Origin of the sequence: Nonomuraea sp. 10N515B (assembly GCF_052245915.1) — a bacterium.
GTDB lineage: Bacteria > Actinomycetota > Actinomycetes > Streptosporangiales > Streptosporangiaceae > Nonomuraea.
The window spans coordinates 93296-116908 of sequence record NZ_JBQQBQ010000013.1 but is presented as its reverse complement, the minus strand read 5'-3'; the positions used below and the strand labels follow the sequence as shown (position 1 = coordinate 116908).

At 68.2% G+C, this 23613-nt stretch carries 35 protein-coding genes; 12 read left to right on the top strand and 23 right to left on the bottom strand.

Translation table 11 applies throughout. The features are described 5' to 3' along the window. The first annotated feature begins 81 nt into the window (after positions 1-81). From ACTWQA_RS21600 to ACTWQA_RS21585, 4 genes are all read left to right on the top strand, one after another. Positions 82-816: a DNA-methyltransferase gene (locus ACTWQA_RS21600; protein WP_443160954.1), complete on the top strand. Its 735-nt coding sequence runs from the start codon at positions 82-84 to the stop codon at positions 814-816. Continuing rightward, on the top strand, positions 813-1607 hold the full coding sequence (locus tag ACTWQA_RS21595) for a peptidoglycan recognition protein family protein (RefSeq protein ID WP_443160953.1): 795 nt from the start codon (positions 813-815) through the stop codon (positions 1605-1607). The genes ACTWQA_RS21600 and ACTWQA_RS21595 overlap by 4 nt, the downstream gene beginning before the upstream one ends. Continuing rightward, positions 1565-1969: a hypothetical protein gene (locus tag ACTWQA_RS21590; protein ID WP_443160952.1), complete on the top strand. Its 405-nt coding sequence runs from the start codon at positions 1565-1567 to the stop codon at positions 1967-1969. Before ACTWQA_RS21595 ends, ACTWQA_RS21590 begins: the two co-directional genes overlap by 43 nt. A gap of 122 nt (positions 1970-2091) precedes the next feature. Further along, positions 2092-2373, top strand: a complete 282-nt coding sequence (locus ACTWQA_RS21585; protein ID WP_443160951.1) for a hypothetical protein — start codon at positions 2092-2094, stop codon at positions 2371-2373. Between the two features lie 121 nt (positions 2374-2494). On the opposite strand, the gene ACTWQA_RS21580 is transcribed toward ACTWQA_RS21585, so the two are convergent. The 3 genes from ACTWQA_RS21580 to ACTWQA_RS21570 all read right to left on the bottom strand — a co-directional run bounded on the left by ACTWQA_RS21580 (position 2495) and on the right by ACTWQA_RS21570 (position 5060). After that, positions 2495-3655 (bottom strand): protein-L-isoaspartate O-methyltransferase family protein, encoded by a 1161-nt coding sequence (locus ACTWQA_RS21580; protein ID WP_443160950.1) that lies wholly within the window; start codon positions 3653-3655, stop codon positions 2495-2497. A 2-nt stretch (positions 3656-3657) separates the two neighbouring features. Beyond that, positions 3658-4581 carry a radical SAM protein gene (locus ACTWQA_RS21575; RefSeq protein ID WP_443160949.1) on the bottom strand — a complete coding sequence of 308 codons (924 nt, stop codon included), beginning with the start codon at positions 4579-4581 and terminating at the stop codon, positions 3658-3660. A 134-nt stretch (positions 4582-4715) separates the two neighbouring features. Beyond that, complete coding sequence (locus ACTWQA_RS21570; protein WP_443160948.1) at positions 4716-5060, bottom strand: hypothetical protein; 345 nt, start codon at positions 5058-5060, stop codon at positions 4716-4718. 54 nt (positions 5061-5114) lie between these two features. Between ACTWQA_RS21570 and ACTWQA_RS21565 the strand changes: the two genes are divergently transcribed. Further along, positions 5115-6647, top strand: coding sequence for a helix-turn-helix domain-containing protein (locus tag ACTWQA_RS21565; RefSeq protein WP_443160947.1), 1533 nt, complete (start codon positions 5115-5117; stop codon positions 6645-6647). A 289-nt stretch (positions 6648-6936) separates the two neighbouring features. Here the strand turns inward: ACTWQA_RS21565 and ACTWQA_RS21560 are convergent, their stop codons facing one another. The 7 genes from ACTWQA_RS21560 to ACTWQA_RS21530 all read right to left on the bottom strand — a co-directional run bounded on the left by ACTWQA_RS21560 (position 6937) and on the right by ACTWQA_RS21530 (position 12177). Further along, positions 6937-7140 (bottom strand): hypothetical protein, encoded by a 204-nt coding sequence (locus tag ACTWQA_RS21560; protein ID WP_443160946.1) that lies wholly within the window; start codon positions 7138-7140, stop codon positions 6937-6939. Further along, complete coding sequence (locus tag ACTWQA_RS21555; protein ID WP_443160945.1) at positions 7137-7361, bottom strand: hypothetical protein; 225 nt, start codon at positions 7359-7361, stop codon at positions 7137-7139. The genes ACTWQA_RS21560 and ACTWQA_RS21555 overlap by 4 nt, the downstream gene beginning before the upstream one ends. A 210-nt stretch (positions 7362-7571) precedes the next feature. Continuing rightward, a complete protein-coding gene (locus tag ACTWQA_RS21550; protein ID WP_443160944.1) occupies positions 7572-9674 on the bottom strand; it encodes a hypothetical protein in 2103 nt (700 codons plus the stop codon). Further along, a complete protein-coding gene (locus ACTWQA_RS21545; RefSeq protein ID WP_443160943.1) occupies positions 9674-10135 on the bottom strand; it encodes a transcriptional regulator in 462 nt (153 codons plus the stop codon). The genes ACTWQA_RS21550 and ACTWQA_RS21545 overlap by 1 nt, the downstream gene beginning before the upstream one ends. Beyond that, positions 10132-11508 (bottom strand): hypothetical protein, encoded by a 1377-nt coding sequence (locus tag ACTWQA_RS21540; RefSeq protein ID WP_443160942.1) that lies wholly within the window; start codon positions 11506-11508, stop codon positions 10132-10134. Before ACTWQA_RS21540 ends, ACTWQA_RS21545 begins: the two co-directional genes overlap by 4 nt. A 181-nt stretch (positions 11509-11689) precedes the next feature. Continuing rightward, on the bottom strand, positions 11690-11917 hold the full coding sequence (locus tag ACTWQA_RS21535) for a hypothetical protein (protein ID WP_443160941.1): 228 nt from the start codon (positions 11915-11917) through the stop codon (positions 11690-11692). 5 nt (positions 11918-11922) lie between these two features. After that, positions 11923-12177, bottom strand: a complete 255-nt coding sequence (locus ACTWQA_RS21530; protein ID WP_443160940.1) for a hypothetical protein — start codon at positions 12175-12177, stop codon at positions 11923-11925. Positions 12178-12386: 209 nt separating this feature from the next. Here ACTWQA_RS21530 and ACTWQA_RS21525 point away from each other — a divergent pair, with 209 nt between their 5' ends. The 4 genes from ACTWQA_RS21525 to ACTWQA_RS21510 all read left to right on the top strand — a co-directional run bounded on the left by ACTWQA_RS21525 (position 12387) and on the right by ACTWQA_RS21510 (position 14226). Continuing rightward, the gene (locus ACTWQA_RS21525; RefSeq protein ID WP_443160939.1) at positions 12387-12632 is read left to right on the top strand and encodes a winged helix-turn-helix domain-containing protein; all 246 of its coding nucleotides are present in this window, start codon (positions 12387-12389) and stop codon (positions 12630-12632) included. A 94-nt stretch (positions 12633-12726) separates the two neighbouring features. Beyond that, a complete protein-coding gene (locus ACTWQA_RS21520) occupies positions 12727-12990 on the top strand; it encodes a GntR family transcriptional regulator (protein ID WP_443160938.1) in 264 nt (87 codons plus the stop codon). A 134-nt stretch (positions 12991-13124) separates the two neighbouring features. Next, positions 13125-13955, top strand: coding sequence for a helix-turn-helix domain-containing protein (locus ACTWQA_RS21515; protein ID WP_443160937.1), 831 nt, complete (start codon positions 13125-13127; stop codon positions 13953-13955). Beyond that, the gene (locus ACTWQA_RS21510; protein WP_443160936.1) at positions 13858-14226 is read left to right on the top strand and encodes a DUF397 domain-containing protein; all 369 of its coding nucleotides are present in this window, start codon (positions 13858-13860) and stop codon (positions 14224-14226) included. Before ACTWQA_RS21515 ends, ACTWQA_RS21510 begins: the two co-directional genes overlap by 98 nt. Before the next feature lie 181 nt (positions 14227-14407). Here ACTWQA_RS21510 and ACTWQA_RS21505 read toward each other — a convergent pair whose 3' ends face one another. The 9 genes from ACTWQA_RS21505 to ACTWQA_RS21465 all read right to left on the bottom strand — a co-directional run bounded on the left by ACTWQA_RS21505 (position 14408) and on the right by ACTWQA_RS21465 (position 20329). After that, positions 14408-15703 carry a site-specific integrase gene (locus ACTWQA_RS21505; protein ID WP_443160935.1) on the bottom strand — a complete coding sequence of 432 codons (1296 nt, stop codon included), beginning with the start codon at positions 15701-15703 and terminating at the stop codon, positions 14408-14410. Beyond that, positions 15703-15885 (bottom strand): helix-turn-helix domain-containing protein, encoded by a 183-nt coding sequence (locus ACTWQA_RS21500; protein ID WP_443160934.1) that lies wholly within the window; start codon positions 15883-15885, stop codon positions 15703-15705. The genes ACTWQA_RS21505 and ACTWQA_RS21500 overlap by 1 nt, the downstream gene beginning before the upstream one ends. After that, entirely contained in the window at positions 15875-17212 is a 1338-nt protein-coding gene (locus ACTWQA_RS21495) for a replication initiator (RefSeq protein WP_443160933.1), read from the bottom strand. The genes ACTWQA_RS21500 and ACTWQA_RS21495 overlap by 11 nt, the downstream gene beginning before the upstream one ends. A gap of 134 nt (positions 17213-17346) precedes the next feature. Beyond that, positions 17347-17478, bottom strand: a complete 132-nt coding sequence (locus ACTWQA_RS21490; protein ID WP_443160932.1) for a hypothetical protein — start codon at positions 17476-17478, stop codon at positions 17347-17349. Further along, positions 17475-17636, bottom strand: a complete 162-nt coding sequence (locus tag ACTWQA_RS21485) for a hypothetical protein (RefSeq protein WP_443160931.1) — start codon at positions 17634-17636, stop codon at positions 17475-17477. Before ACTWQA_RS21485 ends, ACTWQA_RS21490 begins: the two co-directional genes overlap by 4 nt. Positions 17637-17653: 17 nt before the next feature. Beyond that, positions 17654-17989, bottom strand: a complete 336-nt coding sequence (locus ACTWQA_RS21480) for a hypothetical protein (RefSeq protein WP_443160930.1) — start codon at positions 17987-17989, stop codon at positions 17654-17656. Positions 17990-18009: 20 nt separating this feature from the next. Beyond that, the gene (locus ACTWQA_RS21475; RefSeq protein WP_443160929.1) at positions 18010-18669 is read right to left on the bottom strand and encodes a DUF2637 domain-containing protein; all 660 of its coding nucleotides are present in this window, start codon (positions 18667-18669) and stop codon (positions 18010-18012) included. 18 nt (positions 18670-18687) lie between these two features. Next, entirely contained in the window at positions 18688-20007 is a 1320-nt protein-coding gene (locus tag ACTWQA_RS21470) for an FtsK/SpoIIIE domain-containing protein (protein WP_443160928.1), read from the bottom strand. Continuing rightward, positions 20000-20329, bottom strand: a complete 330-nt coding sequence (locus ACTWQA_RS21465; protein ID WP_443160927.1) for an SCO3933 family regulatory protein — start codon at positions 20327-20329, stop codon at positions 20000-20002. The genes ACTWQA_RS21470 and ACTWQA_RS21465 overlap by 8 nt, the downstream gene beginning before the upstream one ends. Positions 20330-20438: 109 nt before the next feature. On the opposite strand from ACTWQA_RS21465, the gene ACTWQA_RS21460 reads away from it, so the two are divergent. Continuing rightward, positions 20439-20807 (top strand): GntR family transcriptional regulator, encoded by a 369-nt coding sequence (locus tag ACTWQA_RS21460; protein WP_443160926.1) that lies wholly within the window; start codon positions 20439-20441, stop codon positions 20805-20807. On the opposite strand, the gene ACTWQA_RS21455 is transcribed toward ACTWQA_RS21460, so the two are convergent. After that, positions 20767-20958, bottom strand: a complete 192-nt coding sequence (locus tag ACTWQA_RS21455; RefSeq protein WP_443160925.1) for a hypothetical protein — start codon at positions 20956-20958, stop codon at positions 20767-20769. The genes ACTWQA_RS21460 and ACTWQA_RS21455 overlap by 41 nt on opposite strands. Next, positions 20955-21170, bottom strand: coding sequence for a hypothetical protein (locus ACTWQA_RS21450; protein WP_443160924.1), 216 nt, complete (start codon positions 21168-21170; stop codon positions 20955-20957). The genes ACTWQA_RS21455 and ACTWQA_RS21450 overlap by 4 nt, the downstream gene beginning before the upstream one ends. Before the next feature lie 151 nt (positions 21171-21321). Here ACTWQA_RS21450 and ACTWQA_RS21445 point away from each other — a divergent pair, with 151 nt between their 5' ends. Both ACTWQA_RS21445 and ACTWQA_RS21440 read left to right on the top strand, forming a co-directional pair. Next, positions 21322-22062 carry a helix-turn-helix domain-containing protein gene (locus ACTWQA_RS21445; protein ID WP_443160923.1) on the top strand — a complete coding sequence of 247 codons (741 nt, stop codon included), beginning with the start codon at positions 21322-21324 and terminating at the stop codon, positions 22060-22062. 2 nt (positions 22063-22064) lie between these two features. Continuing rightward, the gene (locus tag ACTWQA_RS21440; RefSeq protein ID WP_443160922.1) at positions 22065-22541 is read left to right on the top strand and encodes an NUDIX hydrolase; all 477 of its coding nucleotides are present in this window, start codon (positions 22065-22067) and stop codon (positions 22539-22541) included. Here the strand turns inward: ACTWQA_RS21440 and ACTWQA_RS21435 are convergent. Together ACTWQA_RS21435 and ACTWQA_RS21430 are read right to left on the bottom strand one after the other, a co-directional pair. Beyond that, the gene (locus tag ACTWQA_RS21435; RefSeq protein ID WP_443160921.1) at positions 22509-23075 is read right to left on the bottom strand and encodes an HD domain-containing protein; all 567 of its coding nucleotides are present in this window, start codon (positions 23073-23075) and stop codon (positions 22509-22511) included. The two genes, ACTWQA_RS21440 and ACTWQA_RS21435, sit on opposite strands and share 33 nt — an antisense overlap. Positions 23076-23157: 82 nt before the next feature. Next, on the bottom strand, positions 23158-23610 hold the full coding sequence (locus ACTWQA_RS21430; protein ID WP_443160920.1) for a GntR family transcriptional regulator: 453 nt from the start codon (positions 23608-23610) through the stop codon (positions 23158-23160). Between the last annotated feature and the right edge of the window lie 3 nt (positions 23611-23613).

Genomic DNA, 23613 nt, shown 5'->3' with positions numbered 1-23613 from the left:
GCCAGGACCCCCCGGGTTCAACCCCCTCACCTCGACTCGCTCACCCGCCCGCGGGTGTACGCGACCCGAAGGGGAGACCCAGTGTCCTGGACCATCCACCACGGCGACGCACTCGCCATCCTGCCCACCCTGCCCGACAACTCCATCGACCTGGTCCTAGCCGACCCGCCGTACAACTCCGGCGGCAGGACGAGCAGCGAACGAGCCCAGCAGACCGCTCGCGACAAGTACGTCTCCAGCGACGCCGGGCACGCCCTGGCCGACTTCGCCGGCGACAATCGGGACCAGCGTGGCTACACGTACTGGCTGACCCTGATACTTGCCGAGGCACTGCGCCTATCCCGGCCCGGCTCCTCCTGCTTGGTGTTTTGCGACTGGCGCCAGACAGCTGCCACCTCCGACGCGCTGCAGGCGGCCGGGTGGACCTGGCGCGGCATCATCCCGTGGCGCAAGCCCATCAGCCGGCCGCAGCGCGACGGCTTCCGCCGCGAGTGCGAGTACATCCTGTGGGGCAGCCACGGTGCTCCGGTTCGGCACGACACACCGATCTACTTGCCGGGCCTGGTGGAGGGCTCTCAGCCCCGCGGCCGCGAGCGCCAGCACATCACGCAGAAGCCCGTCAGCGTACTGCGCGAGCTCATGCGCATCTGCCCGGCTGGCGGGACGGTGCTCGACCCGTTCGCCGGATCCGGCTCCACCGGCGTGGCGGCCCTCGCCGAGGGCCGCTCGTTCGTCGGCGTGGAGCTGACCGAGCACTACGCCGACATCGCTCGCCAGCGCCTCGCCGAGGCCGAACACGGACAGGAGGAACGTTGAAGTTCGTACAGGCCGCCAAGCACGGCGGCGCCCAGAACCGAGTGACCAGGATCGTCATCCACGGCACCGTGTCGCCCTGCGTCGATGGCGGCGCGCGCAACGTCGCCCGCTACTTCCGGTCGGACAGGGCTGGCGGCAGCGCCCACTACATCGTGGACCCGGGTGAGACGATCGCCTGCGTACGCGAGGGCACCGTCGCCTACCATGCGCCTCCCAACACCGACAGCATCGGTGTGGAGCTGTGCGACCCGCAGAAAGGCCCGGCGTCGCGCTGGCGGGACGACAACCACGTGGCGATGCTCAAGCGCGCGGCCGTCCTGGTCCGGCAGATCGCTGCCCGCTGGGACGTTCCCCTGCGCCGCCTGTCCGCGGCCGAGGTGAAGGGCGGGAAGCGCGGCATCTGCGGCCATGTCGACGTCTCCCGCGCGTTCGGCCAGACCGACCACACCGACCCGGGCACCGCGTTTCCGTGGGACGACTTCATGGACCTGGTCCGCGGCGACGAGGAGGAGCCCGCGCCGCCGAAGGTGGTGGTGAGGGACGGCGTTCCGCAGTGGCCTGGTCGCACGCTGGCCGTGGCGGATCCGATGCAGCGCGGCGACGACGTGAAGACGTGGCAGGCCAAGATGTCCAAGCGCGGTTGGGACATCGACGTCGACGGCTGGTACGGGCCGGACTCCCGGACGGTGTGCCGCGGCTATCAGCGGGCGACTGGCCTGCCGGACACGGGCGAGGTGGACCGGGCCACGTGGGAGATGACGTGGTCCTGGCGGCCGCCGGCGGCAACGTGAGCGCCGGTGTGGGCATGCCCGCCCTACTGCATCTCGACGCGTTCGCTCGCGAGGTCGAGCAGGCTTTCGGGCACCTGCCCTATCTCGTCGGGTCGGCCGCGCGCGGCAAGACGTGGCGGGACGTGGATGTGCGGCTGATGCTGCCCGACGACGAGTTCGACGCCCTGTTCCCGCAGTTCCACGCACCGGCACCTGGCCGCCTGGACAATCGATGGGCGCTGCTGTGCGCGGCCATCTCCGAGCTCGGCCGCACGCGTACCGGACTACCGATCGACTTCCAGATCCAGCGCACGAGCGACGCCAACGAGCGCTACGACGGCGTCCGCCATGCGCTCGGGCTCAGCGTCAGCTGGACCGCCTGATGCTCGATGACTTGGCCCGGCTGTACCTCATCAGGGGACGGTACGGGCCACCTACCTGCGGCGACTCCGCCCAGGTTCCTGTTTTCCGCCCTCGTCCGAGGGCCGTCCCCCGAGGAGGGACAGTGACGCACATTTCCGATCGGACCCCGTTCGCCGTGCGCTATCCGTTGATGGTGCGTGGTGCGGTCGCCCTGGTCCTGATGGGCCTGGCTCGGCTCGGTATCGCGCTGGGTTGGATCCCGCCGGAGTGGGAGCTGACCGAGACGGGTGTCGAGCAGCTCTTCGACGCCGCGCTCTTCGCGTGGGCGTGGTTCAGCAGCCAGAGGAAGGTCACGCCGGTGTCCGACCCGCGGGACAACTACGGGCGGCCGCTAGTCGTTCAGGGCCGGGTGGAGCCGAGATAGCTGGTCACGCTGTTGCCAGGCGGGAATAGCCGGCGTAGCGTCCTGACGACGCCTGGGACGGAACGCCCCCGCTCCTCCTTCGGGAGGGCGGGGGCGTCTTCGTGCGTTCGGGCGCAGAGCTTCAGGGCAGCCATACGTCCTGGCCGCCCGGCGTCACGATCATCCGGTACTCGCCGCGACCCGGCCGCCCGGCCCGCAGCCACTCCATGAACGCGGCCTCCAGAGCCGTCCACAGCTGGCGGTCGCCACTCTGGACAACGTGCGTTTCCTCGCCCGGGCGGAAGGTCGCGATCGCCCAGCCGTCCCCGCGCAGGTCCCGCAGCCGCATGACCCACGTCCAGTCGTCGTCCTGCTGCTCCCAACCGGCCGTACTGATCGCGATGTGCGGCGCGGCGGCGGCCAAGTTCAGCCCGAACCCCTGATTGAGAGCCGCCCACGCCGCCCGCGGATCCACCCGCGTCGTGCCCTCGACGCCATCCTCCGAGTACGGCGGCCAACTGTCCCTGCGCTGGGAGCGCAGCATCATGAACCCACAGCCGCCATGGAAACTGCCCACGGCGGTGCCGTCGTCGAGCACATCCAGGCGCAGCTGCTCACCCCACTGACCATGCGGCAGCATGTACGGCATCACAATCGAGCCGCCCGGCCGGGTCTGCTCCACCCACTCGTACGGCACATGGCGCACGCCACACGTGACATGGACCCGATCGAACGGGGCCCGCTCCGGCACGCCGAGCTCACCGCCGCCCACCAGCGTGGCCGGAGCCATGCCAGCCGCCTTGAGATTCTCGGCGGCCACCGCGGCGACAGCCTCATCCACCTCGATCGTGGCGACCTGGTCATCGCCCAACCGCCACGCCAGCATCGCCGCTGTCCACCCCGTGCCGGTGCCGACCTCCAAGACCCGTTGATGGGAGTCCAGCTCCAGCAGGCGCAAGAACTCCATCACCACGTGCGGCGACGAGTTCGAGGAAGTGAGATGCGCGCGCCTGTCGGCCACATCCGCGCCGCCGTCGCCGCGCTGCGTGATGATCGCGCAGTTGGAGTAAACGGCGTCCCACCAGGCATCGGGGTCGGCGCCGCGGTCAATCAGCTGGCTGGGCCGGTCGTCCTGCGGCTCCGCCCACGCGCGAGGCGGTATGAAGAGGTGACGAGGCACCTCGCGCAGCGCATCCAGCCATATGCGGCTGTCGCGGTCGGCCGGGTCGAGCACGCTTGCGTCGATCAGGTAGCTGGCCAGCTGCTGCGTGCGGGCCTCGTACCATGTGGTGTCGCCTGGCATGATCACCTCTTCGGCGGTGTGACATCGGGCTTGCACGGGTTTTTCGGCTTACACGACTCGTTGGGGTTGCATCTCGTCTGCGGGACGCAGCCGTCCTTCTCCGGCGGGCACTGGTCCTGGCCTGGGTGGCACTGCGGTTCGCACGGTGGCCGGCACGCGTCGGGCTGTGCTGGGCGGATCACGTGCCTGGCCGTCTGGTGCGCCTGCTCTGCTAGGGACGCTAGCGAGTCGGTACGGATGTCGCCAGCGGAAAGCCACCTTGCGAGGGGGCAGGGCGCGACGGTGCCGTCCGGGAGAACGGCGACTTTGCCGTCTCCGCACCTGCCGCACAGCTCGGAGGCATCGCAGGCGCGCCGGGCGGGCCGGCCGAGGAGCCGCATCCGGTCGAGGCCGACGTTGGTGACGCCGAGTTGGGCAAGCTGGGCCTGGGCCTGCTTGATGCGTTGTCCGTCGCCGAGGTCGATCAGGCCTACGCGGAGCGGGATGCCCATCGCCAGCGCCTGACTGATGTTGGTACGGGTGCGGTGCAGGGTCTTGCGGCCGGTGATCTGCCGGTGCTGCGCGGGGTCGTCGGTGTAGTAACTGGTGGCGAGCCGGACGCCGGGCTGGGCGAACGTTTCCCACATGGCGGGGGTGACGTGTACGAGGTTCGTGTACACCTCCACCTCGACGCCTCTGGCGAGGGCGTGCGCGACCAGCCCGGGGAGTCCGGCATACAGGGTGGGCTCGCCACCGATCGTCTGCACGAGGCGCGTGCCGAGGGCGGCGGCCTGGTCGACGACCCGGATCCAGTCGTCGTAGCCCATGCTGCCGTCGGTGCCGCTCGGACCGGAGTCGGCGTAGCAGTGGACGCATTCGAGCTGGCAGCGGCCAGTGAGCTCGAGCCAGAGGAAGCCGAGGTCAGGCTCGGGGGGTGCGATGGTCATGTGGGGCCCCTTTCTACTCTCTCGGGAAGCTGGTGGATGGTGGCCCCGCACTCGGAGGACCCCGTCTGGGTCAGATGTGGGGCGGGGTTGGCGCGGGGCCACCGCCCGGCCCGCCGCGGGATCCGCACCTTTCATCACCGCGGCGGGCCGGGGGGCTGGGAGAATGGCGTGCCCGCCTGACTCCTGAACAGGTAGGACACCTGCCAGGCCAGCGCAGACGCGAGCTCGATGGGGTCACGGCCCTGAACCCGTGCAAGGACGCCGGCCGCCTGCATGGCCGTGGTGAGCGGGCGACGTAGATCGGCGACCCACCACAGGCATCCCGACGAGTCGTAGCCGTACCAGATCTCCCAGCCCGGATATGTGGTGCGGAGAACATCGAGCTGGCGAGGTTTCAGGTCTGGGGGCAGTTGCGCGCTCGTTTCGAGGACCGCCGCCAACTCGTCGTCGGTCAGCACGCCGTTCACGCCCGCATCCACGATCAAGAACCCTCTCTGATCAGGGGGTATTGTCCTTGCCGATTTCGCGCTTCCATGACCGAGCGCAATGTCATAGTGAAAGGACTCGGGGAAAACATCCAAGATGGCGGACGCTGGAAAGCGGAATTCCAGCATCCTCCAGCAAACCGGGAGAGCACGATGCCGCGCGCCTCCGACGCCCTCGAACCGGGCGCTTCACCCTGGCACCTCTTCGGCGCCGAACTTCGCCACTGGCGCGAACTCCGAGGGCTGACGCAGCGCGAACTGGCCAAAGCCGCCTACGTCGACAACGGCGACCTTTCCAAATGGGAACGTGGGGTAGCCCATCCTCAGGCCGACGCGGCAGAACGCCTGGACACAGAGACCGACGCCAGCGGGATCCTCATCGCCCTACACGCCTTGGCCGGCCGCATGCAGCAGACGGATCGGGAGATCAACCATCTGCGCGAACACGTCGCGCCTCGACCACCGCTGAGCGCCGACGGCATATCGGTCGTTCATTCCAGCATCGCCGGACTGGCCGGAGTAGGCGAAGATAGGCTCGGCAACCGAAATCCCTCAAGATGGGACGAGGATGACGATATGCAACGTCGTGCTGCGATGAAGCTGCTCGGGGCGTTGGCCGCCGGAGCGACGATCCCAGCGGGCAGCCTAGAAGCCGCCCTGGCTGGCGTGGAACGCAGTCTGGGCATCCGGGATGAATTCGACCTTGACGAATGGGAGCGCACCGTCTGGGAATACGGTCAGCTCTACTACTCGCAGCCCCCCGGCGCGATGGTGTCCGACCTCGCGGCCGATCTCGTCGAGGTCACCGGCCTGCTCAACCGCTCACGCCCCCCCGTTCAGGCTGGCCTCCATCAGGTGTGCGCTCGCCTGTCCGCATTGATGGCCACGGACTGGAGCGACGCGGGCCAGCAGCGAGCGGCCCGACTATCGTCGAGGACTGCACGACGCGCCGCCGACGCGGCCAGGGACCAGAGCCTGTCCGTGTGGGTGCGCGCCAGAGAGGCAGATGCGGCGTTCTGGCAGGCCACGCCCTCGCCGATCGTCTCCAACATGGTGGCCGGCGCCATACGCGACGCCACCGGTGCTGCCAGCGTGGGCCTGGCGTATGCGTACGAGGTGCGCGCGAAGCTCCTGGCAGCCCAGGGCGCGCGGGACGACGCCAGGGCTGCGCTGCACGATCTGCTGGATTGCTATGAACAACTCCCGGATCACGCCACTTCCGAGCGGGCGCTCGGCTGCTCCATCGGCACGAGCTACCCCGAGGCGTCCGTTCTGCGCACCACCGCTCTCGTGTACGCATTCCTCGGCGACAAGGCGGAAGCACGGCGCGCCGTGGACCAGGCCCTCGCCAACCTCCCTCGCGGACTGGCCGGCGGCAACCTGCGGTTGATCCAGGCGTTGGTGCAGATCCACGATGGCGATGTCGATGAGGGCGTGAGCCGAGCTGTGGAGATCGCCAAGGGAGTGCCGCAGCTTACTCCGCAGCGGCGCCTGATCGTAGGAAAGATCGCTGACGCTGTGCCGGCAAGTGCGGCGGCCCTCCCTGCTGCGCAGGAGCTGCGGGCGTTGACGCGAGCCTGAGACGACCCCGAGAAAGGGCGGTGTGCCCCGGCCCTCGAGGATGGCCGGGGCGGCCGCCGGCTACTTGTCGGGTCTTCCAAGATCTGTCCACCAGCAGACATCGCCGTCGCATGTGGTGGCTGGCGGCTCGATGGACGATTCGGGCTTCTCCGGCTGGACGGATTGGTGCGTGGCGGGGGCCGGCGTTGAAGGCGGGTCCTCGGGCATCGCGGCGAGACCCATGATCGCCATGCCGAAGACGAGTAACCATCCGATGCCGCTGCTTCTGGATTGCACGAAATTCCTCCTGTCACTTCCGGCCGGCGACGCGAACGCCGGTCCCGTCGCATGCGTGGCAGACCCGCCATCGGTCCGAGAACGGGCTGTAGATCCGGCCGTGGGTGCACCTGCGGCACGCCCTCATCCGGTGGCGTAACCGGTCGTAGAAGACGATGAGGATCACCGCAGCGACGATGAGGGCGAACCAGAGCGCCCCGTACTCGACGTCGCTCATGGCTTCTTGGCCTTGCGTGCTTGGGCCGCGAGGCGCTGAGCACGGCGGGCCTCGGCCGAGGTGAACCCGATCATGCACACGTGCCGCCACGGGATGTTGTAGTTGCGGCGGCAGCGCGAGCAGCGGAAGAGCCCGAACTTGACGGACACCTTGACGATCTTGCGGCGGTTCCTTGCCGCCTTCTTCTTCGCCGCCGGCTTCCGGGCCGGAGTCTTGGCCATGGTCATCTCCAAGAGAGTCGGGGGCTACCGGGTAGCGGGAGGGGGCGCTACCCGACACGAGATCCGAACGGTGTTCGGAGGCCGCTACCGATCTCGATCAAGTAGCGGGAGGGCGCTACCGGCGTAGCAGGCCCGGTAGCGGTCACTGAGCAGGCAGGTAACGGGAGGTAGCGGGGTGCGGCGGCGCCCGCTCCAGGGCCGTTACGGGGCTCACTGCGGCAGCTCCTGCCACAGCGTCGCGGGCACCGCGGCCTCGAGGTCCGCCCGCCTGTAGCCGCTCCGGTTCTCGCCGTCGACCTTCACCTGCCGACCGCTCCGGTCCACACCCGCGGCCGCCAGCTCGGCCGCGAGCCGGTCGGCATCCCAGTCCCCGTACGCCTCCGGATCGAGGTTCTCCAAGGCGGTGAGGATCACGTGCGTGTGCATGCGGTCGGAGTGGCGCATGACGGTAAGCACGTCGTTCAGCACCGGAGGGATCGTCTGCCCGGCAGCCTCGGCCAGCGCGAGCACGTCCCCGGCCGCCTCGCCCTTCAGAGTGCCGGCCTCCTCGCGAAGTCGGCGCCCGCGCAGGCAGATCTCCAAGAACGCAGGCCCGTCAAGGTAGTCGCAGATCACCGTGACCCAGTTCGTCGGCCCGGTGACCAGCACGTTGACGCCCTTGTGCTCCTCCGACAGCACCGAGGCGTCCGCTCCCAACGCGGCCTTTCCCTTACCGAGCACCATGTCGGAGGAGGTCCGGTCACCGACCTGCGTGCAGGCGCGGAACGTTACGATGTCGCGCAGCTTGGCTGGCACAGAATCGGCGTCCGGCCGCTGGGAGGCGTAGTCGGGGATGAACCCGGCCGCGGGCCCACGCCGCGCGATGCGGGCCAGCTTGTTGATGACCTCCTCGCGCTTGTCCTTGTCGTAGGCGACCAGCGCTTCCTGCAACTCGTCGACGGTGAGCCGGATCCAGTTGAGCTTGTACTTGCGCTGGATCTGCGGCGTGAGCTTGCCTTCTGGGCAGATCGACGTCGGCAGATCCCGCAGCAGCGCAAACCGGCGGTTCATCTCGGCCAGCAGCGCGTCCAGCATCAAGTCGAACGCCAGCAGCGCATCGTCCTCGACGCCGGTCACATACCGGACTGCAACCTGGCGGATCGGCACCCAGTCGGCACCGCCCTTGAAGTCCGCCAGATACTCGTCGACGTACGGGTCAAGCACACAGGCCGCGGTCAGCAGACGCTGCGTGAAGGTCTTGCCTCGGCGCATGAGGCCGCCGAAGAACACCGACTGCCACTTGATGTCCAGGTCGACACGGCGGCCGCGGGCATCTCGGCCGAAGGGGATCGGTCCATCCCAGAGGTTGAACCTCTCGATACCGATCAGGGGAGAGTTGTTCTTCGGCTCGCCCTGGAGCAGATATGGGTCGTCGTCGGCCAGCCAGATCGACAGGCGCCGGCCGTGGCCGCCGGCGTGGGCGCGGACGCGGTCCATGATGAGCTGGATCTCGTCGACGCCGAGCTCGGCTGCGAGGACGTCGCGCTTGGCGATGGCGTCGGCGGCGGTCTTGCCTCCGCCGCGGGGCATGTCGGTGGTGCATGCCCAGCCGTTGCCGTCGCGCCAGATGCCTTCGAATCCGAGGGTGAGGGCGGCGTTCTCTTTGAGCAACCCGGCAGCGCGGAACGCGGCGTTGAGATGCTCGGGCGCTAGGTCTTCTTGGATGGGGATCTGGGGCTTGTCCATGATGGGCGGGGCTTTCTCTTCGATGCTCAGGCGTCCCATGACGACGAGGACGACGAACAGGGCGGCGGCGGTGAGGTAAAGGGCGATGGCGCCCCACGTGTAGGCGGCCATCCGCAGTGCGAAGGCGACGGCAAGCAGCACGATGCCGACTAGGCGCAGCCGCACCTTGCGCTGCGCGCGGCGCTCCTGGCGCTCCGCCTTGACCTTGTCGACGTCGCCGAGCGCCTTCGCCTGCGAGACGACATCGCGGTACTCCTCGGCGTTGACGTACTCGCGCAAGAGGCCGAGCACCGCCAGGGCTCCGCGGAGCGCCCAGAGGATGAGCCGCCAGAGGTAGATCGGGGACCGTACGAGGTGCGAGGCCACGATTCGGGCGCGCCGGCGTGCCTTCAGCCGGACTGTGGCGACGGCCGTGCGCCGGTCGGTGAGCCAGGCGGGGAAGACGGGCCGCAGCTCCGTGGTGCTCGCGGGCTCGATGTCGGCCAGGGTGGGCACGGCGAGTTCGGCGGTGCGGTGTACCCGCTCCACGCCGTCGTCGCCGCGCACCAATTGCGGGTCAGGCTGGGCGGGCCGGTTGGCCCAGTTCATCAGTTGGCACCTGCCGCGATGATGAGGGCCGCGACGAAGAGCCAGGCCACGTGCCAGGACTGGTCCATGGCGTAAGCGCCGGTGCCCAGGTGTGGGGCGTCGTCTCGGCCGGGCCGGGGCTGGCCGAGCTGGTAGAAGTCGCCCTTGCCGGTGCGCTCGGCGAGCCAGGCGAGGGTGTACCTACGGTCGGCCCAGTAGTGGCTGACGGCGTCGACGAGCAGGCCGGCCGCGACCCACAGCAGTGGCAGCCGCAGCCCAGTCACGGCGCACACCGCGGCGAGCGCACCCGCCTTGTGCAGCGCGAGCAGGAGAACGTGGCCGAGGCAGTGCCGCCGCCCCTCGGCGGTGCGGGCGCCCTTGCCGACGGCTTGGCGGTGGGTTTGGCCGTACCAGTGGTCGCCCACCGTGTGGGCGGCGTACAGCGCGGCGAAGACTGCGGCGAACGCCGCGACCGCGGTCACGATGGCACCTGCGCACCGGTCGCAGACGAGCCGTTGGTCGCGCCCGGATCGGCGACCGGTCGCGGCGGCTGCGGAACGCCTTTCTCGTCGAACGTCCAACCGTCGTCGATCATGCTTTGGCGAGCCTCCTGGATACAGCTCCACGCCCACGTCTCGGAGAACCCCGACCACTTCGCCAGGTCCCGCTTCGAGGGCGGGTTCAGCTTCTTGGCCCGGCCGACCCAGAATCGGACCGCGCGGCGTCTGTCCTGCTCATCGGGCATCTTCCGGTCGGCGACCGGTCGCGGGTCGGTCGCGACCGCCTCCCCTTCAGAGGCTGGCCGCGCGACCACCTCGGCGACCGGAACCGAGACCGGCTCGCGGTCGCCGTGTTCAACTGCGACCGGTCGCCGGGCCTGTCGCGTCCAGGGCAGCAGTGGCAGCCGCCACGAGCGGCCGGCCATGGGAGGCAGGGGCAGTTCGGTGCCGTCGCCGGGGGTGGCTGACGCGGTGTCGCGACCGGTCGCGGGCTGGTCGTCGGTCGCGGGCGGCTCGGCCGGGCGCCGGGTCGCGGTGTACCGGTCCAGCGCCGCCGCCAGCTCGACTGCCTCGCTGTGCCGGGCCTGGCCGGTGACCGCAGGGTGGTCGAGGTGCGCCCACGGCGGCGGCGCGGTGCCGAGCTTGCGGGTGAGGTCGTCTCCGCCGCCGAGCGCGGTGACCGTGTCGAGCAGAGCGACCTGCATTACCCGGTCGCGGGCGAGGCCGGTGTGCTCAACTGCCCGATCGAGCATCCGGTCCCGCTTCCTGATGGCCCTGGCAAACTTGCGGTCAGAGGCGTCCGCGTGCTGGAGCTGGTGCACGCGCTTGGCTGCCAGCGCGACCCGGGTCAGCCGGCGGTGGGCGTCGACCTCGCTGGCTGTGCGGTCACGGGCCTCCGCCAGACCGAGCCGGACCAGCACCCGCTCGGGGGTAAGGCGCCAGTTGATGCGGCCGGTGCCGCGGATGCGGTGGCGTTCGATGGCCATGCCGCGCTCCCACAGCCAGGCCGCGACGAGCGGCGCGGCGAGCCGGAACACGGCCTCGGGCAGGCTGCGCGCGTCCATGCTGGACAGCACGGCGGTCAGGACGGTGAGCGCCCACACGGCGATGCCGTCGATGCCGGCGGAGAAGTTCTCGCGCATGTTGCGGCGGGCGCGGACTGCGCTGGTGATGATCGCGACCTCGATGAACGCGAACAGGAGGAGACGGAGCGGCCCGTCGAGGCCGAGCACGTCACCGGAGAAGCGCCACATGCCCTCCGCGGAGACGCCGGTTGCGATCGAGGCGGCCACGATGGTGAGGACGTCGGGGAGCGGGCGCCGGCGGGCCGCGCGCCAGAGGTAGGCGCCGACCACCACTGCGAGGATTGCGCCTAAGGCTTGGAGGCCCAGGTGGATCCACGGCAGGGCGGGGCGGACAACATCAGGTATCTCGAATAGGTTGAGCACTGAATCGGCCCTCTCGGTGATAGGGGTGCCGGTTGAAGGGCCCCCGCCTGGTTGCCGCCGGGCGGGTGGTCCTTGATTCGTATGGGAGTTACTTGGTTCGCCGCTTGTGGCTCTCGGCGTGCTGCTCGAGGAGCTCGTTCCAGACCTGTCGCGCGCGGGCGTAGATCCCGCGGCCGGTCTCTTCGTAGCCGTCACCAGCTGGGCGCAGGATGACGTATTGGCCGCCCTCGGAGCACCACTCGTACGCGGCGCAGCACGACTGCTCCGTTACCCGCGACCGCGGGCTGCGGGGTACATGCGGTTCCCAGACGGGCATGGCGATCACACCGGGGGAGCGGCAGGGGCGCCTGGTCGGTCCTGCGGTGGTCCGATGGGCCGCAGGGGCGGAGCGTCGTCCGGCACGGGCTCGGCCGAAATGACACGGCCAAGGCGGAGCGCGAGCCCGGCGAGATGCGCCTGCCGCTCGGTGTGCGCAAGCGCCTTCCGGCCGCTCCAATGGGTGATGAGGTACGCTGGCCCCTCGTCGGTGAAGACGACGGTGCACTCGGGGATGAACAGCCTCGACGGGGTGCTCATGATGTGCGCCGGATCATACGATTGCTCATGGGTCGGACCTCAGTTCCGATCAAGGCCCCGGCCGGTGGGTGAGATCACCGCGTCCGGGGCCGCCTTATGTCTCCCACCAGTCTGCACCAGCCTGCTACATACTGCTATCCCTGCAACATAGTGCAGTGCACTGCAACCCGCTGAATAGTGCAGCTTCGCAGGTCAGTAGCGTTTTGACCATGGAACTACGGCCGGACGCGTACGCCTGGGAGCAGGTCGCGGACGAGATTAAACGCCGCGTCGAGGGCGGCGAATACCGGCCTGGGATGCCGCTTCCGGGGGAGCGGCGCCTGGCCGACGAGCTGGGGGTGTCGGTCGGCACTATCCGGCGCGCGATGCTGGAGCTCCGCGAGGAAGGCGTGCTGAAGACCTTGCCCCAGAAGGGCACGTTCGTAGTGGATCGATCGCTTCAGGAGGATGCCTAGCGGCTGTGCGAGCCACCGTGTCATGCCCTGCTACGCCCTGCCATGCCCTGCCTCGACAGGCCGGGCACTGCTATGCCCTCTTACGGTCTGCCACATGACGAGGTGGGAGCCGGCGCCGGACCAAACAGTGTGGGAGCAGGTCTATGACGAACTCCGCACAAGGATCGAGGCCGAGGTCTACAAACCGCGCAACCCGGTGCCGTCGATCACCCAGTTGGAGCAGGAGTTCGGCGTGGCGAGAGGCACGGTACGTAAGGTTCTCGCCAAGCTCGCCCGCGATGGCCTGGTCCGCCCCATCTCAGGCAAGGGCACATACGTTGTCCCTCGCGAGGAGAGGGGGGAGTCCGTCGATTCGTAGGTTTCCGACATTCGGAGCGTCGATTCGTAGATTTCCGACATTCGAAGTTCCGGCTAATACGGCGTCATGTGCCCATTAGGATCGCCTAACCTGCACGTAAGCGCTTCTTTACCAGTCGTGATGGAGTCCTCACGGTGACGACATACAGCCCGACAGTTAGGCGGCGGCGCCTCTCTCGGGCATTGAGCCGCCTCCGGGAAGAGGCTGGCCTCGATGGCGCCGAGGTAGCCCAGCGGCTGGGCTGGACGCCGTCAAAGATCACGACTATTGAGCGCGATCAGTGGCGGCGTCCGAACCCGCGCGATGTGAAGGACCTCCTGGACCTGTATGGCGTCGATGACGCCCGGCGCCGCGACGAGCTGCTGGAGCTGGCACGACAGTCACGGGCGCGGGGATGGTGGTACGAGTACCGGGACGTGCTGCGTAGTGAACTGGTCCAGTTCGAGGTGGAGGCGACTGCGATCCGGACGCGTGAGGTTTCCGTCATTCCGGGGCTGATGCAGACGGCTTCTTACGCGCGCGCCTTGTTCGAGGGAGGCAGGCAGGACCAGATCGAGCAACGCGTGGCGGCGCGGATGCGGCGACAGGTCATCCTTGACCGGGTTGCGCTGTGCGCGGTCATCGACGAGGCCGCGATCCGCAAGCGGGTGGGCGGCCAGGAGGTGATGGCCGAGCAACTGCGGCATCTGCTGGATCTGTCGGCGATGCCGAACATCGCCGTTCGCATCCTGCCCGATGAGGTGGGTGCCCATCCGGCGATGGGGGAGGCGTTCACACTGCTGGATTTCGCTGAGGATCCGAGCCTGCTCTTTCTGGAGACGGCCGCGGAGTCAATGTTCAGGGATGAGCCGGAGCGGGTGGCGGCATATGTCGCAATTTATGATCAGCTCAAGGCGGTGTCGCTGTCGCTGGAGGAGTCACAGGCTCGTTTGGCGAAATTGGCAGCCGCGTTGGGGGAGGGGTAGGCGAGCGATGCTCGTATGGGTAAAGAGTGTGCGCAGCACGGCCGAGGGCGACAACTGCGTGGAGGTCGCGGCGGTGCGCAATGGCGTGCTGGTGCGCAGCAGTAAGGATCCGAACGGCCCGATGATCCACTACACGCGGGCGGAGTGGGCGGCGTTCTTGGACGGCGCTCGCAAGCGGGAGTTCGAGTGGGCCCGTCTTCGCCGGGCTGGGATACGGTCTGGGAGACGGCGGCTGTCCCAGGATGCGCTCAGTCGCGCTGAGATTAGCTGAGAATTGCCCGTTGACCTGCTGTGATACGTTTCCGGGCAGGTGGGGGGATATGCCCGGAAACGCCTTGTAAACAGAAGGTCAGGGGTTCGATTCCCCTCGTCGGCTCCCAGGTAGAAGGCCCCTCCCGGACTCCGGAAGGGGCCTTTTCGATCTTGTACAGCAGCGGTGTACAGCAACCGCATCAGTCGTTGGTTCGATCGAGGCTCTGGTTGAGCTTGTCGAGGGCCTTGCGGGTCTCCGGGTTGGGGATCTGGGTGTAGACGTTCATGGTCACCGAGATCTGTGAGTGGCGGAGGATACGCATCGCGGTTCGCGGGTGGACGTCGAGGGCGGCCAGGAGCGAGGCGCAGGTGTGGCGGGTGTCGTGAACGCGGATGCGGGGGACGCCGGCCTTTCGGCAGTGCGCCTCGAAGGCGCGGTTGAAGTTGCGGGGTTCGATGGGGGTTCCGTACTTGGTGGTGAAGACGAGATCCGACGCCTTCCAGTCTTCCCCAGCATCTTTGCGCGCCTGCTCTTGCTTGTGTTGGCGGTGTTGGAGAGCGGTGACGCACAGCCCAAGCAGGGGCAGGGAGGCCGTTGAGTCGTCGGTCTTGGTCGTGTTGCGGTGGAGGAGCTCGCCGCGGATGCGGGTCAGTTGGTTGGCCACCGATAGTTCCTTGGCATCGAGGTCTACGCAGGTCCACGTCAGGCCGAGCGCCTCGCCGCGGCGCAGGCCGAGGGCGAGTATAAGGACGTAGGCCGCGTACAGGGAGTCGTCGACCGAGCGAAGGTGTTCGAGGAAGCGGCGGGCTTCGTCGACGCTCCACACCACGTGCTGACGCCGCTTCTTGGTCTTGCTGGCGCTGGGCAGCGTGGTGAGGGTAGCGACATTCTTGCTGATCAGTTCTTCCTTGATCGCGTGGGCGAGTGCGGCCCGAAGGGTGCGGCGGATGCCGATGATCGTGTATCGGGCCGGGTAGCTCTTGCAGCATTGGCCGATGGAGCAGCACCGGCGTTTGTTCTCGGGGCGCTTGTGATCCTTCTTCTGGTCGCAGCAGGTGCAGAGCGTCGGAAGCGTGTTGAGCCAGGTTTGGACGTCGCGAACGGTGAGCTTGTCGAGCCGCTTCTTGCCGATTCCGGGGATGATGTACAGCCGGACCAGAGGCTCATATGCCACGTAGGTCGTCGGTTCGCGGTTGGGCTCCACAACCTCGTTCAGCCAGCGCTTGAGGAAGGCAGCCACCGTCTCGTGCTTGGTTGCCACGGGTCCCACGCGGGCTTGCTCGTGGAGCTTGAGCCACTTCTCGTGGGTCTCCTCCCGGGTCTTGCCGTAGGCCCATTTGCGGGTCTTCTTGCCCTCCGGTGTGGTGACCCAGACGTAGCCCGCCCAGCCGTTCTTGTACGGGAAGATCGAGCCCTCGTTGTTGGCACGGGTACGGCGGTTCTTGCGGGGGCGCTTGGGCTCCTCCGGGGTGGCGAGTGCGGTCTTGGCGGGCATCAGGCGGCCTCCTCACATAGTCGGGTGACGTAGTCGCTCAGGGCGGTTTGGGGAATGCGGCGGCAGCGGACGCCGACGATGACGGAGCTGAGCTCGCCGGAGCGGATGAGGTTGTAAAGGGTCCAGCGGCTGACCTTGAGGACCGCCATCGCCTCGGGCACGGTGAGGAGTTCAGCGCTCATGCGGTCCTCCCAGCGGAGTGCTGGTGAGCGCGGCGGCTAGGAGGCGGTCTCCGGCGCTGTAGCCCTTGCCTGCGTAGGTCCATTCGCTGATCACCAGGACGGTGTCCTCGTCGAAGAGGGGTAGGCGGCCTGTGGTGATCTCGTGTTCGCGGGCGTGGCGTTCGCGGGCGGCGCGGAGTTCGCCGAGGGTGGTGGAGTAGTGGCGGGATCGGGTGGAGAAGTGGCCACGGAAGCCGAGCATGTGAGCCCAGTGGGTGAGGCGTAGGTCGGCCAGGTCGGCGATGGTGCCAAGGCGGAGGCATTCGGCGATGAGGCGGCGGGCGTGGTCGCGCAGGTTGTAGGCGTCGAGGTTGTCGAGAGGGTTGATGCGACGATCGAGGGTGCCCACGCATTCGGCCGCCTTTGTGGCGTACTTGGCCACGTATCCGGCGACAGCCTGTTCGGTGAGGTCGCCGCCCAGAGTGATAGGGCGGATGTCGAGCTGTTGGCCCCACTTGAACAGGCGGGCGGGCTTGTCCTCGATGGCGGGGACGAGGGCGCTGACGGCGTGGACGGCGTGCTGTACGGCTTGGGTCAGGATGTCCTCCGTGGCCCAGGTCGGTGGTGGTGCGCCGGGGCCGCCGGGGCCGTCGAGGCGGATGACGGCGTGGAAGTGGACGACTCCGCGGCGTTGGTATTCGGCGACCTTGGCGAAGGAGACGGTGAGGTGTTCGCGGAGGTCTTTGAGGGTCAGGCCGCCGAGTTTGGCCAGGCGGCGGCGGAGGGAGTCGGCGAAGCGTTTCCAAAGCAGTGGCGCCAGGGCGTTGAACAGGACGCTGCCGGTGTAGTCGTAGCAGTCGGGGCACAGGGGTTCGCCGAGGCGAGGGTCGGCGGGGCTGTGCTTGGTCGTGCAGGACATGGCGCGTCCGTGCGGGCAGGTGGCGGTGTCGCGGCGGGCGTGGCAGGGCTGGACCTTGCCGTCCTTTTCTCGGCGGGAGTGGACGGCGCCGAAGGACGGGGCGGTGAGGGTGACGAACAGGGTCGGGTGGGCGGTCACCGTGTCGGGGACACCTTTGCCGCCGATGAGGCCCGCGCGGATGAGCTGGTAGGTGTCGGCGCGGTAGATCTCGGCGCAGGCTGGGCAGCGGGAGGCGCGGCGGGTCTTGCACGGGAGGCGCAGGACGCCGTCGGGTTCGTGGCGGGTGGTGTAGCGGCGCAGGAGTTGGCCGGTGGCGCGGTCGTAGTGGTCGACCTTGCCGCGTAGGTGGATCGGTTGGCGACAGCCGCCGGTGGAGCGGATTTGGGCGGCCCAGCGGTCGTAGTCTGGGGCGTTGAGTCGGGCGATCATGCCCGTAAGGGCGTGCGGATTCGTGGTGCATGCGGGCAAGATGGAGACCTCCTTTCACTCGTTCGGGTGAGGGGATGGCCCCCGACCTGGCGTGTGTCTTGGCGGATGTGCGGCCAGGCCGGGGGCGCTGCGCGTTAGGCGCCGTGGTTGTCGATGCCGGTGCCGTCGCAGTCGCGGCATCGGTTGCGGTCGTTGTCGATGCCGGTCCCGTTGCAGGTACAGCAGCGGTAGTGGACGGTCGGGAGTTGCTCGTCTGGGGTGTTCACCGTCTGTCCCGTGGGTGCGTGGTGACGTACAAGCGCCAGCGGTGAGGCTTACCCCGGTCGGGATAGGCGCGGGAGACGCCGGAGACGGTGAAGTTCAGACGTAGGCGGAACAAGGCGTCGATGATTTCGGCGCGGGTGCCGTCGAGGCGGATTCTCATGATGGCTTCTCCTCGTGTCAGGTGGTGAGGTCGGGCTGGATGCAGCCGCGGTAGCTGCTTTCGGCGTCGTGGCGGGCGCGGGCGTCGGCCAGAATGGCGACCGCGCGGTACTCCACCGGGCCGAAGAAGACCGAGGTGGCGTAGTGGCCGTACGGGGAGTCCTCGTAGTCGATGTGGGAGCCAGCACGGGCGGCGATCTGGTCGATCTCGGCGCGCATATCGGCGTCGTCGTCGTGGTTGGGGAAGTGGCGGACGGTGACGCTGGAGGTGACAGGCACCTCGGGGTGGGTCTCCAGGAAGGCGGCGAGGTCAAGCAGGCCGTTGATGAGTGCGGTGCGGCGATTGTCGGTCATTGCAACGTTCCCCTTTCTGGTCAGGCAGTTCGCATGGTGCGGAGTAGGTCGGAGGCGAGTTGGTTGGACACGCCCAGGCGGGCGCGTAGGGCGTCGCGGGTGATGGGCTTGCCGTGCTTGGCGTGGTGTTCGTCAGCGACGCGGCGGGCGTAGTCGATCAGGGCCGGGGCGGGGCCATCCTGGCGTTCGTCTTGGTCGTCCTGCGCGTCCTGGTTGGCTGGGACGAGGGCCGGGGAACAAGACGGGACCGGGACGGACACCGAGGCCGCTTCCGGGACCGGGGACGGTTCGGGACGGGTGGCCGTTGCGCGGCGTTCGAGCATGGAGACGGCGATGAGGAACGCGCCGGCCGGGGTGGCGGCGGTGATCCAGCCCCATATGGTGGGGTCGGCTTGTTGCAGGTTGGCGGCCAGAGACAGGACGATGCCGCCAGTCAGGACGAGGACGGGCCAGGAGATCGGGCCGCGGCGCTCCCTGCCGGTCTTCTTGTCGCGTTGGCGTTCGCGGGCGGCCATGACGCAGGTCAGGTCGATGCACACGGCCACCGCCCAGGACATCCAGCCGGTTTGGCCGTGGTCGGTGGCCGTGTCGCGGATGTGGGTGAACGATCCGGCACCCGCGATGGCGGCCAGAATGAGGACCGGGCCCGTGTCGAGCAGCCAGCAGGCGAAGCGTCGCATCGTTCCTCCCTTCGTGGTTCAGGCGTTGACGGGTTGGGGAAGGTGGGCGGTGATCCCGTCCCAGGACGGGGTGAGGTGGGCGTGGGTCTTGGCGGCGTGTTCGGCGGTGGCCTCAGTGACGTAGAAGGATCGGGCGCGGTACCACTGGCCGTCCTGGCTGGCGACGATGGCGACGCCTGGTGTTTCGGCGGGGATCTCACGTGCGGAGACGAGGGCGGCGGGATCGAGGTCGCCGAGGGTCATGGTGGCGGTCTCGGGATCGTTGACGCGGTGGCAGATGCGTCCGGAGCATTGGGCGCGGAGGGCGGTGACGCCGGGTCCGAGGTCGGAGCCGATGCGTTGGCCGCAGCAGAACAGGTAGATGCCGAAGGCTCTGCCGAGCTGGGCCACGCGTAGCAGGGCGGTTGAGGTGCGGGCGATCTCGTCTTTCTCGCTCTTGTCGGCCATCAGGTACAGCTCGGCCAGCTCATCGACCAGGACCACGATCGGAGTAGGCCGGATGGCGGGTGGAAGTTGCCAGATGTTGCGGGCACCGGCCTGACGGCACAGCCCCATCCGGTCGATCATCAGGGCGACCAGGTCATCCAGCAGTGTGAGCGATTCGGCGCGGGAGGTGGCTAGGGCCGAGAGCCGGGGCGCGTACGGGGTGAACTCCACGCCGCCCTTGAGGTCGAAGCCGACCAGCGCCACCGGCTGTGGTGCCAGGCCGACGATGAGGGCATTGGCGAGGTTGGACTTGCCCGACTGGGTCGCCCCGGCGTTCATCCAGTGCGGAACGGTACGGAAGTCGATGATCCAGGGCTTGCCGGTCTCCAGCCGTCCCACGGTGACCGTAAGCAACTCGAGCGAGGGCGGGAGCTGATCGACCTTGACGAGCGGGTCACGCATGGTCGCGGCCAATATCACGCGTCCGGGTCGGGGTGAGGAGACACGTACGGCGTGGACGCCCCAAGAGTGGGCGAGGCGTTCTGCGGCGTCGGCGTAGTCGCCGGGCGTCTGTCCTTCCAAGGTATGGAGGGCGACGCGCCAGCCGTAGCGGGTGGGCAGCGGTAGCCAGATGAACGGCTTGGTGTCCACGGCGACCCGCTGGAAGCGGCGTTTGACCTTCACGATGCCGGTTGAGGCGACGAGGCCGGGCACGGTGGTGAACCACCAGCGTTGCCGCTTCTTGGTCAGCCCGCAGCCGAGGGCGACCCTTCTCCATGACGCTCGTACGGACAGGGCGGTGAGCGGGAAGCCGAGGATCGGCCAGAACGAGGGGTAGTGCCAGCGGCGCCAGGCCCACAGCCCTACCGCGATGGCGGCGAGGGCTGTGAGCTGGATGAGCAGGTCACGCATCGGCGGTCTCCCTGGCGGGGAGCAGGGCCGAGGCGCGGTAGGAGATGCCCCACCGGCCGGACATCTCCCACACGTAGCCGACGAGATCGACGGCGTTGATCTGGTCGCCGGGCGTGATGGACGGCTCTCCGGCGATGCCGATGCGGACCAGTTCGATCCGGCCTGACTCGTCCTCCACGGAGACGGTGACCTCGTAGACGGTGTTGCCGTTCTTGTCGGTTTTGATCTCGCCGGTGTCCTTGTTGAGCAGGCGCGGGCGCGGGGCCTTGACGCAGGTGATGGTGAGTTTGCGAGTGTCCACAGGGATCGGGATGGTGCGCATAGCAGCTGACCTCCTTATTCGTCCTAGCCAACATAGTTAACCTAGTTGGCTCAGTTGTCAACGTCCTCTCGGTTGGCTTGGTTGCTGTTTCGTGGTGTGATGGACAGCGATGGTCAAGAAGACCGGGCGCCCCGGCTACCTCCAGATCGCCGACGATCTCCGCGCGCAGATCCGCGGCGGCTCTCTCGGGCCCGGAACCCCGTTGCCGTCCACCGCGCAACTCGCCGAGCAGTACGACGCCTCGCTCTCGGTGGTGAAGATGGCCGTCGGCATCCTCCGGAACGAAGGGCTCGTGATCGGCCAGCAGGGCAAGGGCGTCTTCGTCCGGGACTTCGACGACGCCCCAGCCGCCGGCGACCTGGCGGGCGAGGTGGCCGAGCTGCGTTCTGCCGTACAGGACCTTTCGGCGCGCCTTACGAAGGTCGAGGAGCAGTTGGCTACGTCCACGACACGCCGTTCCGGGCGTAGCAGCCGGTGACCTTCCGCGCCAGTGACGCCGACGTGCCGTTCGGGCGCTGGTGCAGATTCAGGGCCTTGTCCTCGCGGCGGATGCCGATCAGGACCAGGACGTAGCCGACGAGCAGCGTCGCGCCCAGCAGGGCGGCGATGATCAGCGGAAGCCAGCTCATGCCCAGCTCACCCCCGCCGCAGCGGTGGTACGGGGACCGCGCGGGGGACGCCGCCTCTCCACTCTCCGCCGGTTGCGCCGGTTCCTGGCCCGCTCCTTGCGCATCCAGCGATCCCTCGCCAGGCACTTGGAGCACCGGACCTGACCCTCGGCCAGGGCGTTGCCGCACTCACACGAGGGCGTCTCGTCCGGGAATGTGATCGTGTTGGTCATTGCGCATCTCCTCCTTCGGTCGGGGGCCGTTGTGGCTTGTGCAACCGAGAATGCGACGGAGAGCTAGGACGAGATCACTACACGACGGGACATGTTCAAGACGTCCGGCCTACGATGGCCAGGTCCCCGGACGTCCTTGGGAGCAGGTGAGATGGCGAACGAACGGCTGCGCGCGGCCCTGTTGCAAAAGGGCGTGAGCGTCGCGGATCTGGCCGAGGCGATCGAGGTCGATCCCAAGACGGTGGAGCGGTGGATCACCAAGGGCCGCGAGCCGTACCGCAAGCACCGCTTCGCCACGGCCTCCTACCTGGGCGTGGACGAGACGTACCTGTGGCCACAGGCTCTCTCGCGGGAACAAGTGGTCGCCGCCTCCGAGAGCGAGGTCCTGGCGATCTATCCGCACCGCTGGGCTGTTCCCCGGGACGCGTGGGGACGTCTGTTCACCGCCGCGTCCGAGGAGATTGGCGTCCTGGTCTATAGCGGGTTGTTTCTCGCCGACGATGCCGCCATGGTGCGCCTGCTTGGCGAGAAGGCGAGGGCGGGAGCGCGGGTGCGCATCCTGCTTGGCGACCCTGACTGCGCCGAAGTTGCCCAGCGGGGAGCGGACGAGGGCGTCGGGGACAGCATGGCTGCCCAGATCCGTAGCGCGCTGGTCTTCTACCGGCCGCTTCTCGGCCTGGACAACTTCGAGCTCCGGCTCCATCAGACGATCCTGTACAACTCGATCTACCAGGCCGACGATGACTATCTGGTCAACATGCACGTGTACGGCACCCGCGCCGGGAACGCGCCCGTACTGCATCTGCGGAGGGTGGCCGGCGGGGAGATGGTGACCACCTACGCCGACAGCTTCGAGAAGGTGTGGGCGCAAGCCGTCCTGGTGGAGTCCTGATCGTGGCCAAGCGGATCGACTTCTACGACGACCCCAACGCGCCCGCCCCGAACAGCCTGGTCCCGTCGGTCAATGTCATCGTCACCAACACGGCTGGGGACGTCTTGATGATTCGCCGCAGTGACAACGACAACTGGGCTGTGCCCGGCGGCGCGATCGACCTGGGCGAGTCCATCCCTGCGGCGGCCGTCCGGGAGACGGTCGAGGAGACCGGAATCGCCTGCGAGATCATCAGCCTGGTCGGGACCTACAGCGACCCCCGACACGTGATCCTCTACACATCCAACGGCGAAGCCCGCCAAGAGTTCTCCATCGTCCTCACCGCCCGTGCCACCGGCGGCGAGCCGACTCCGAGTGAGGAGTCCCGAGAGGTCCGCTGGGTACCTCGGGAAGAGATCATGTCGCTGCCGATGGATCGGTCGATGCGGATGCGAATCGAGCACTACCTAGCCGGTGTCGGCCTGCCGTACATCGGATAGAGCGGCCTCCACCGCCCGCACCGAGGACACGATGCACGGCGTGGCATCGGCGATCGACCGGCTCACCACATGCTCGGGACCGTACCGGGCGTGAATTTCGGCCAGCCGGTCACGTACGTCCAGGTGCCGGCCATCGGGGCCGGTGGTCATGTCGCAGTAGGTCAGTGCTCTGGCCAGGTCCGGTCGTTCCTGGTCGAACTCCTTGGCCAAGACGTCGAACAGGTCCCGTTGGCGGGCCTCGTTGTCCGCGCATGAGTGGAAGGCCACCAGGCGGCACAGTTGATCGCCGGCCCCGGCCACGTCGCGCAGGTAGCGGGCGCCGTCGAGCTGGTGCATGCCGGTGCCGACCAGGTCGGGGGCGTAGCCGACGTCATGCAGCAGACAGGCGGCGATCAAAGTGTCGGTGTCCGGGCCGAGGATCGGGGCCAAGGTTTCGGCCTGCGCGGCTACTCCCTGGGTGTGCGCCCAGCGCCGGGGCAACGTCGTCTCCAGCAGGTCCTTGGCCAGGCCGTATGCCCATTCGATATGTCCCACGATGCTCACGATAGACATCGGGGACGTAGGCGAATCTAGGGGGCGAGGTTGGACGTCCTGGGACGTCCTCCCTTACGGCGGTTCATTGCCGGACGAAACGTCCCCGACCATGCTCCGCCACGACCAGCCCTTCGCGTTCCAGCACGGACAGCGCCTGCCGCACCGTGTTGCGCGAGACTGCGAACTGCCGCCGTAGCTCGGCCTCACTGGGCAGCGCGGCACCAGGGGTGAGGTCACCGCGTTCGATCTGCTCCCGCAACCGCGCGGCGATCTCCTCGTAGCGGTACGGGACGGCCGTACTCTCCCCGGCAACCACGCGGCCTTTGGACGGAACGGTGACCAACAATCCCTCGTCCTCCAGGATGGCTAGCCCGCGCCGTACCGTGTTGCGCGCCACCCCGAAGGCCCGGCATAGCTCCGCCTCGGACGGCAGCGCAGTTCCCGACGGAAACTCGCCCGAGCGGATTCGCGCTCGGAGCCGATCGGCGATCTGGGTATAGACCCGCCCGCCGGTCAGCCATCGCTCCGAGGCCACAGG

What these genes read in the sequence shown, in the direction of transcription:
- ACTWQA_RS21580 (WP_443160950.1), bottom strand. Translation starts at nt 3,655, where the DNA reads ATGCCAGGCGACACCACATGGTACGAGGCCCGCACGCAGCAGCTGGCC.
- ACTWQA_RS21575 (WP_443160949.1), bottom strand. Translation starts at nt 4,581, where the DNA reads ATGACCATCGCACCCCCCGAGCCTGACCTCGGCTTCCTCTGGCTCGAG.
- ACTWQA_RS21565 (WP_443160947.1), top strand. Translation starts at nt 5,115, where the DNA reads ATGACCGAGCGCAATGTCATAGTGAAAGGACTCGGGGAAAACATCCAA.
- ACTWQA_RS21560 (WP_443160946.1), bottom strand. Translation starts at nt 7,140, where the DNA reads ATGAGCGACGTCGAGTACGGGGCGCTCTGGTTCGCCCTCATCGTCGCT.
- ACTWQA_RS21555 (WP_443160945.1), bottom strand. Translation starts at nt 7,361, where the DNA reads ATGGCCAAGACTCCGGCCCGGAAGCCGGCGGCGAAGAAGAAGGCGGCA.
- ACTWQA_RS21550 (WP_443160944.1), bottom strand. Translation starts at nt 9,674, where the DNA reads ATGAACTGGGCCAACCGGCCCGCCCAGCCTGACCCGCAATTGGTGCGC.
- ACTWQA_RS21535 (WP_443160941.1), bottom strand. Translation starts at nt 11,917, where the DNA reads ATGCCCGTCTGGGAACCGCATGTACCCCGCAGCCCGCGGTCGCGGGTA.
- ACTWQA_RS21530 (WP_443160940.1), bottom strand. Translation starts at nt 12,177, where the DNA reads ATGAGCACCCCGTCGAGGCTGTTCATCCCCGAGTGCACCGTCGTCTTC.
- ACTWQA_RS21525 (WP_443160939.1), top strand. Translation starts at nt 12,387, where the DNA reads ATGGAACTACGGCCGGACGCGTACGCCTGGGAGCAGGTCGCGGACGAG.
- ACTWQA_RS21520 (WP_443160938.1), top strand. Translation starts at nt 12,727, where the DNA reads ATGACGAGGTGGGAGCCGGCGCCGGACCAAACAGTGTGGGAGCAGGTC.
- ACTWQA_RS21510 (WP_443160936.1), top strand. Translation starts at nt 13,858, where the DNA reads ATGTCGCAATTTATGATCAGCTCAAGGCGGTGTCGCTGTCGCTGGAGG.
- ACTWQA_RS21505 (WP_443160935.1), bottom strand. Translation starts at nt 15,703, where the DNA reads ATGCCCGCCAAGACCGCACTCGCCACCCCGGAGGAGCCCAAGCGCCCC.
- ACTWQA_RS21500 (WP_443160934.1), bottom strand. Translation starts at nt 15,885, where the DNA reads ATGAGCGCTGAACTCCTCACCGTGCCCGAGGCGATGGCGGTCCTCAAG.
- ACTWQA_RS21495 (WP_443160933.1), bottom strand. Translation starts at nt 17,212, where the DNA reads ATGATCGCCCGACTCAACGCCCCAGACTACGACCGCTGGGCCGCCCAA.
- ACTWQA_RS21485 (WP_443160931.1), bottom strand. Translation starts at nt 17,636, where the DNA reads ATGAGAATCCGCCTCGACGGCACCCGCGCCGAAATCATCGACGCCTTG.
- ACTWQA_RS21480 (WP_443160930.1), bottom strand. Translation starts at nt 17,989, where the DNA reads ATGACCGACAATCGCCGCACCGCACTCATCAACGGCCTGCTTGACCTC.
- ACTWQA_RS21475 (WP_443160929.1), bottom strand. Translation starts at nt 18,669, where the DNA reads ATGCGACGCTTCGCCTGCTGGCTGCTCGACACGGGCCCGGTCCTCATT.
- ACTWQA_RS21470 (WP_443160928.1), bottom strand. Translation starts at nt 20,007, where the DNA reads ATGCGTGACCTGCTCATCCAGCTCACAGCCCTCGCCGCCATCGCGGTA.
- ACTWQA_RS21465 (WP_443160927.1), bottom strand. Translation starts at nt 20,329, where the DNA reads ATGCGCACCATCCCGATCCCTGTGGACACTCGCAAACTCACCATCACC.
- ACTWQA_RS21460 (WP_443160926.1), top strand. Translation starts at nt 20,439, where the DNA reads ATGGTCAAGAAGACCGGGCGCCCCGGCTACCTCCAGATCGCCGACGAT.
- ACTWQA_RS21455 (WP_443160925.1), bottom strand. Translation starts at nt 20,958, where the DNA reads ATGAGCTGGCTTCCGCTGATCATCGCCGCCCTGCTGGGCGCGACGCTG.
- ACTWQA_RS21450 (WP_443160924.1), bottom strand. Translation starts at nt 21,170, where the DNA reads ATGACCAACACGATCACATTCCCGGACGAGACGCCCTCGTGTGAGTGC.
- ACTWQA_RS21445 (WP_443160923.1), top strand. Translation starts at nt 21,322, where the DNA reads ATGGCGAACGAACGGCTGCGCGCGGCCCTGTTGCAAAAGGGCGTGAGC.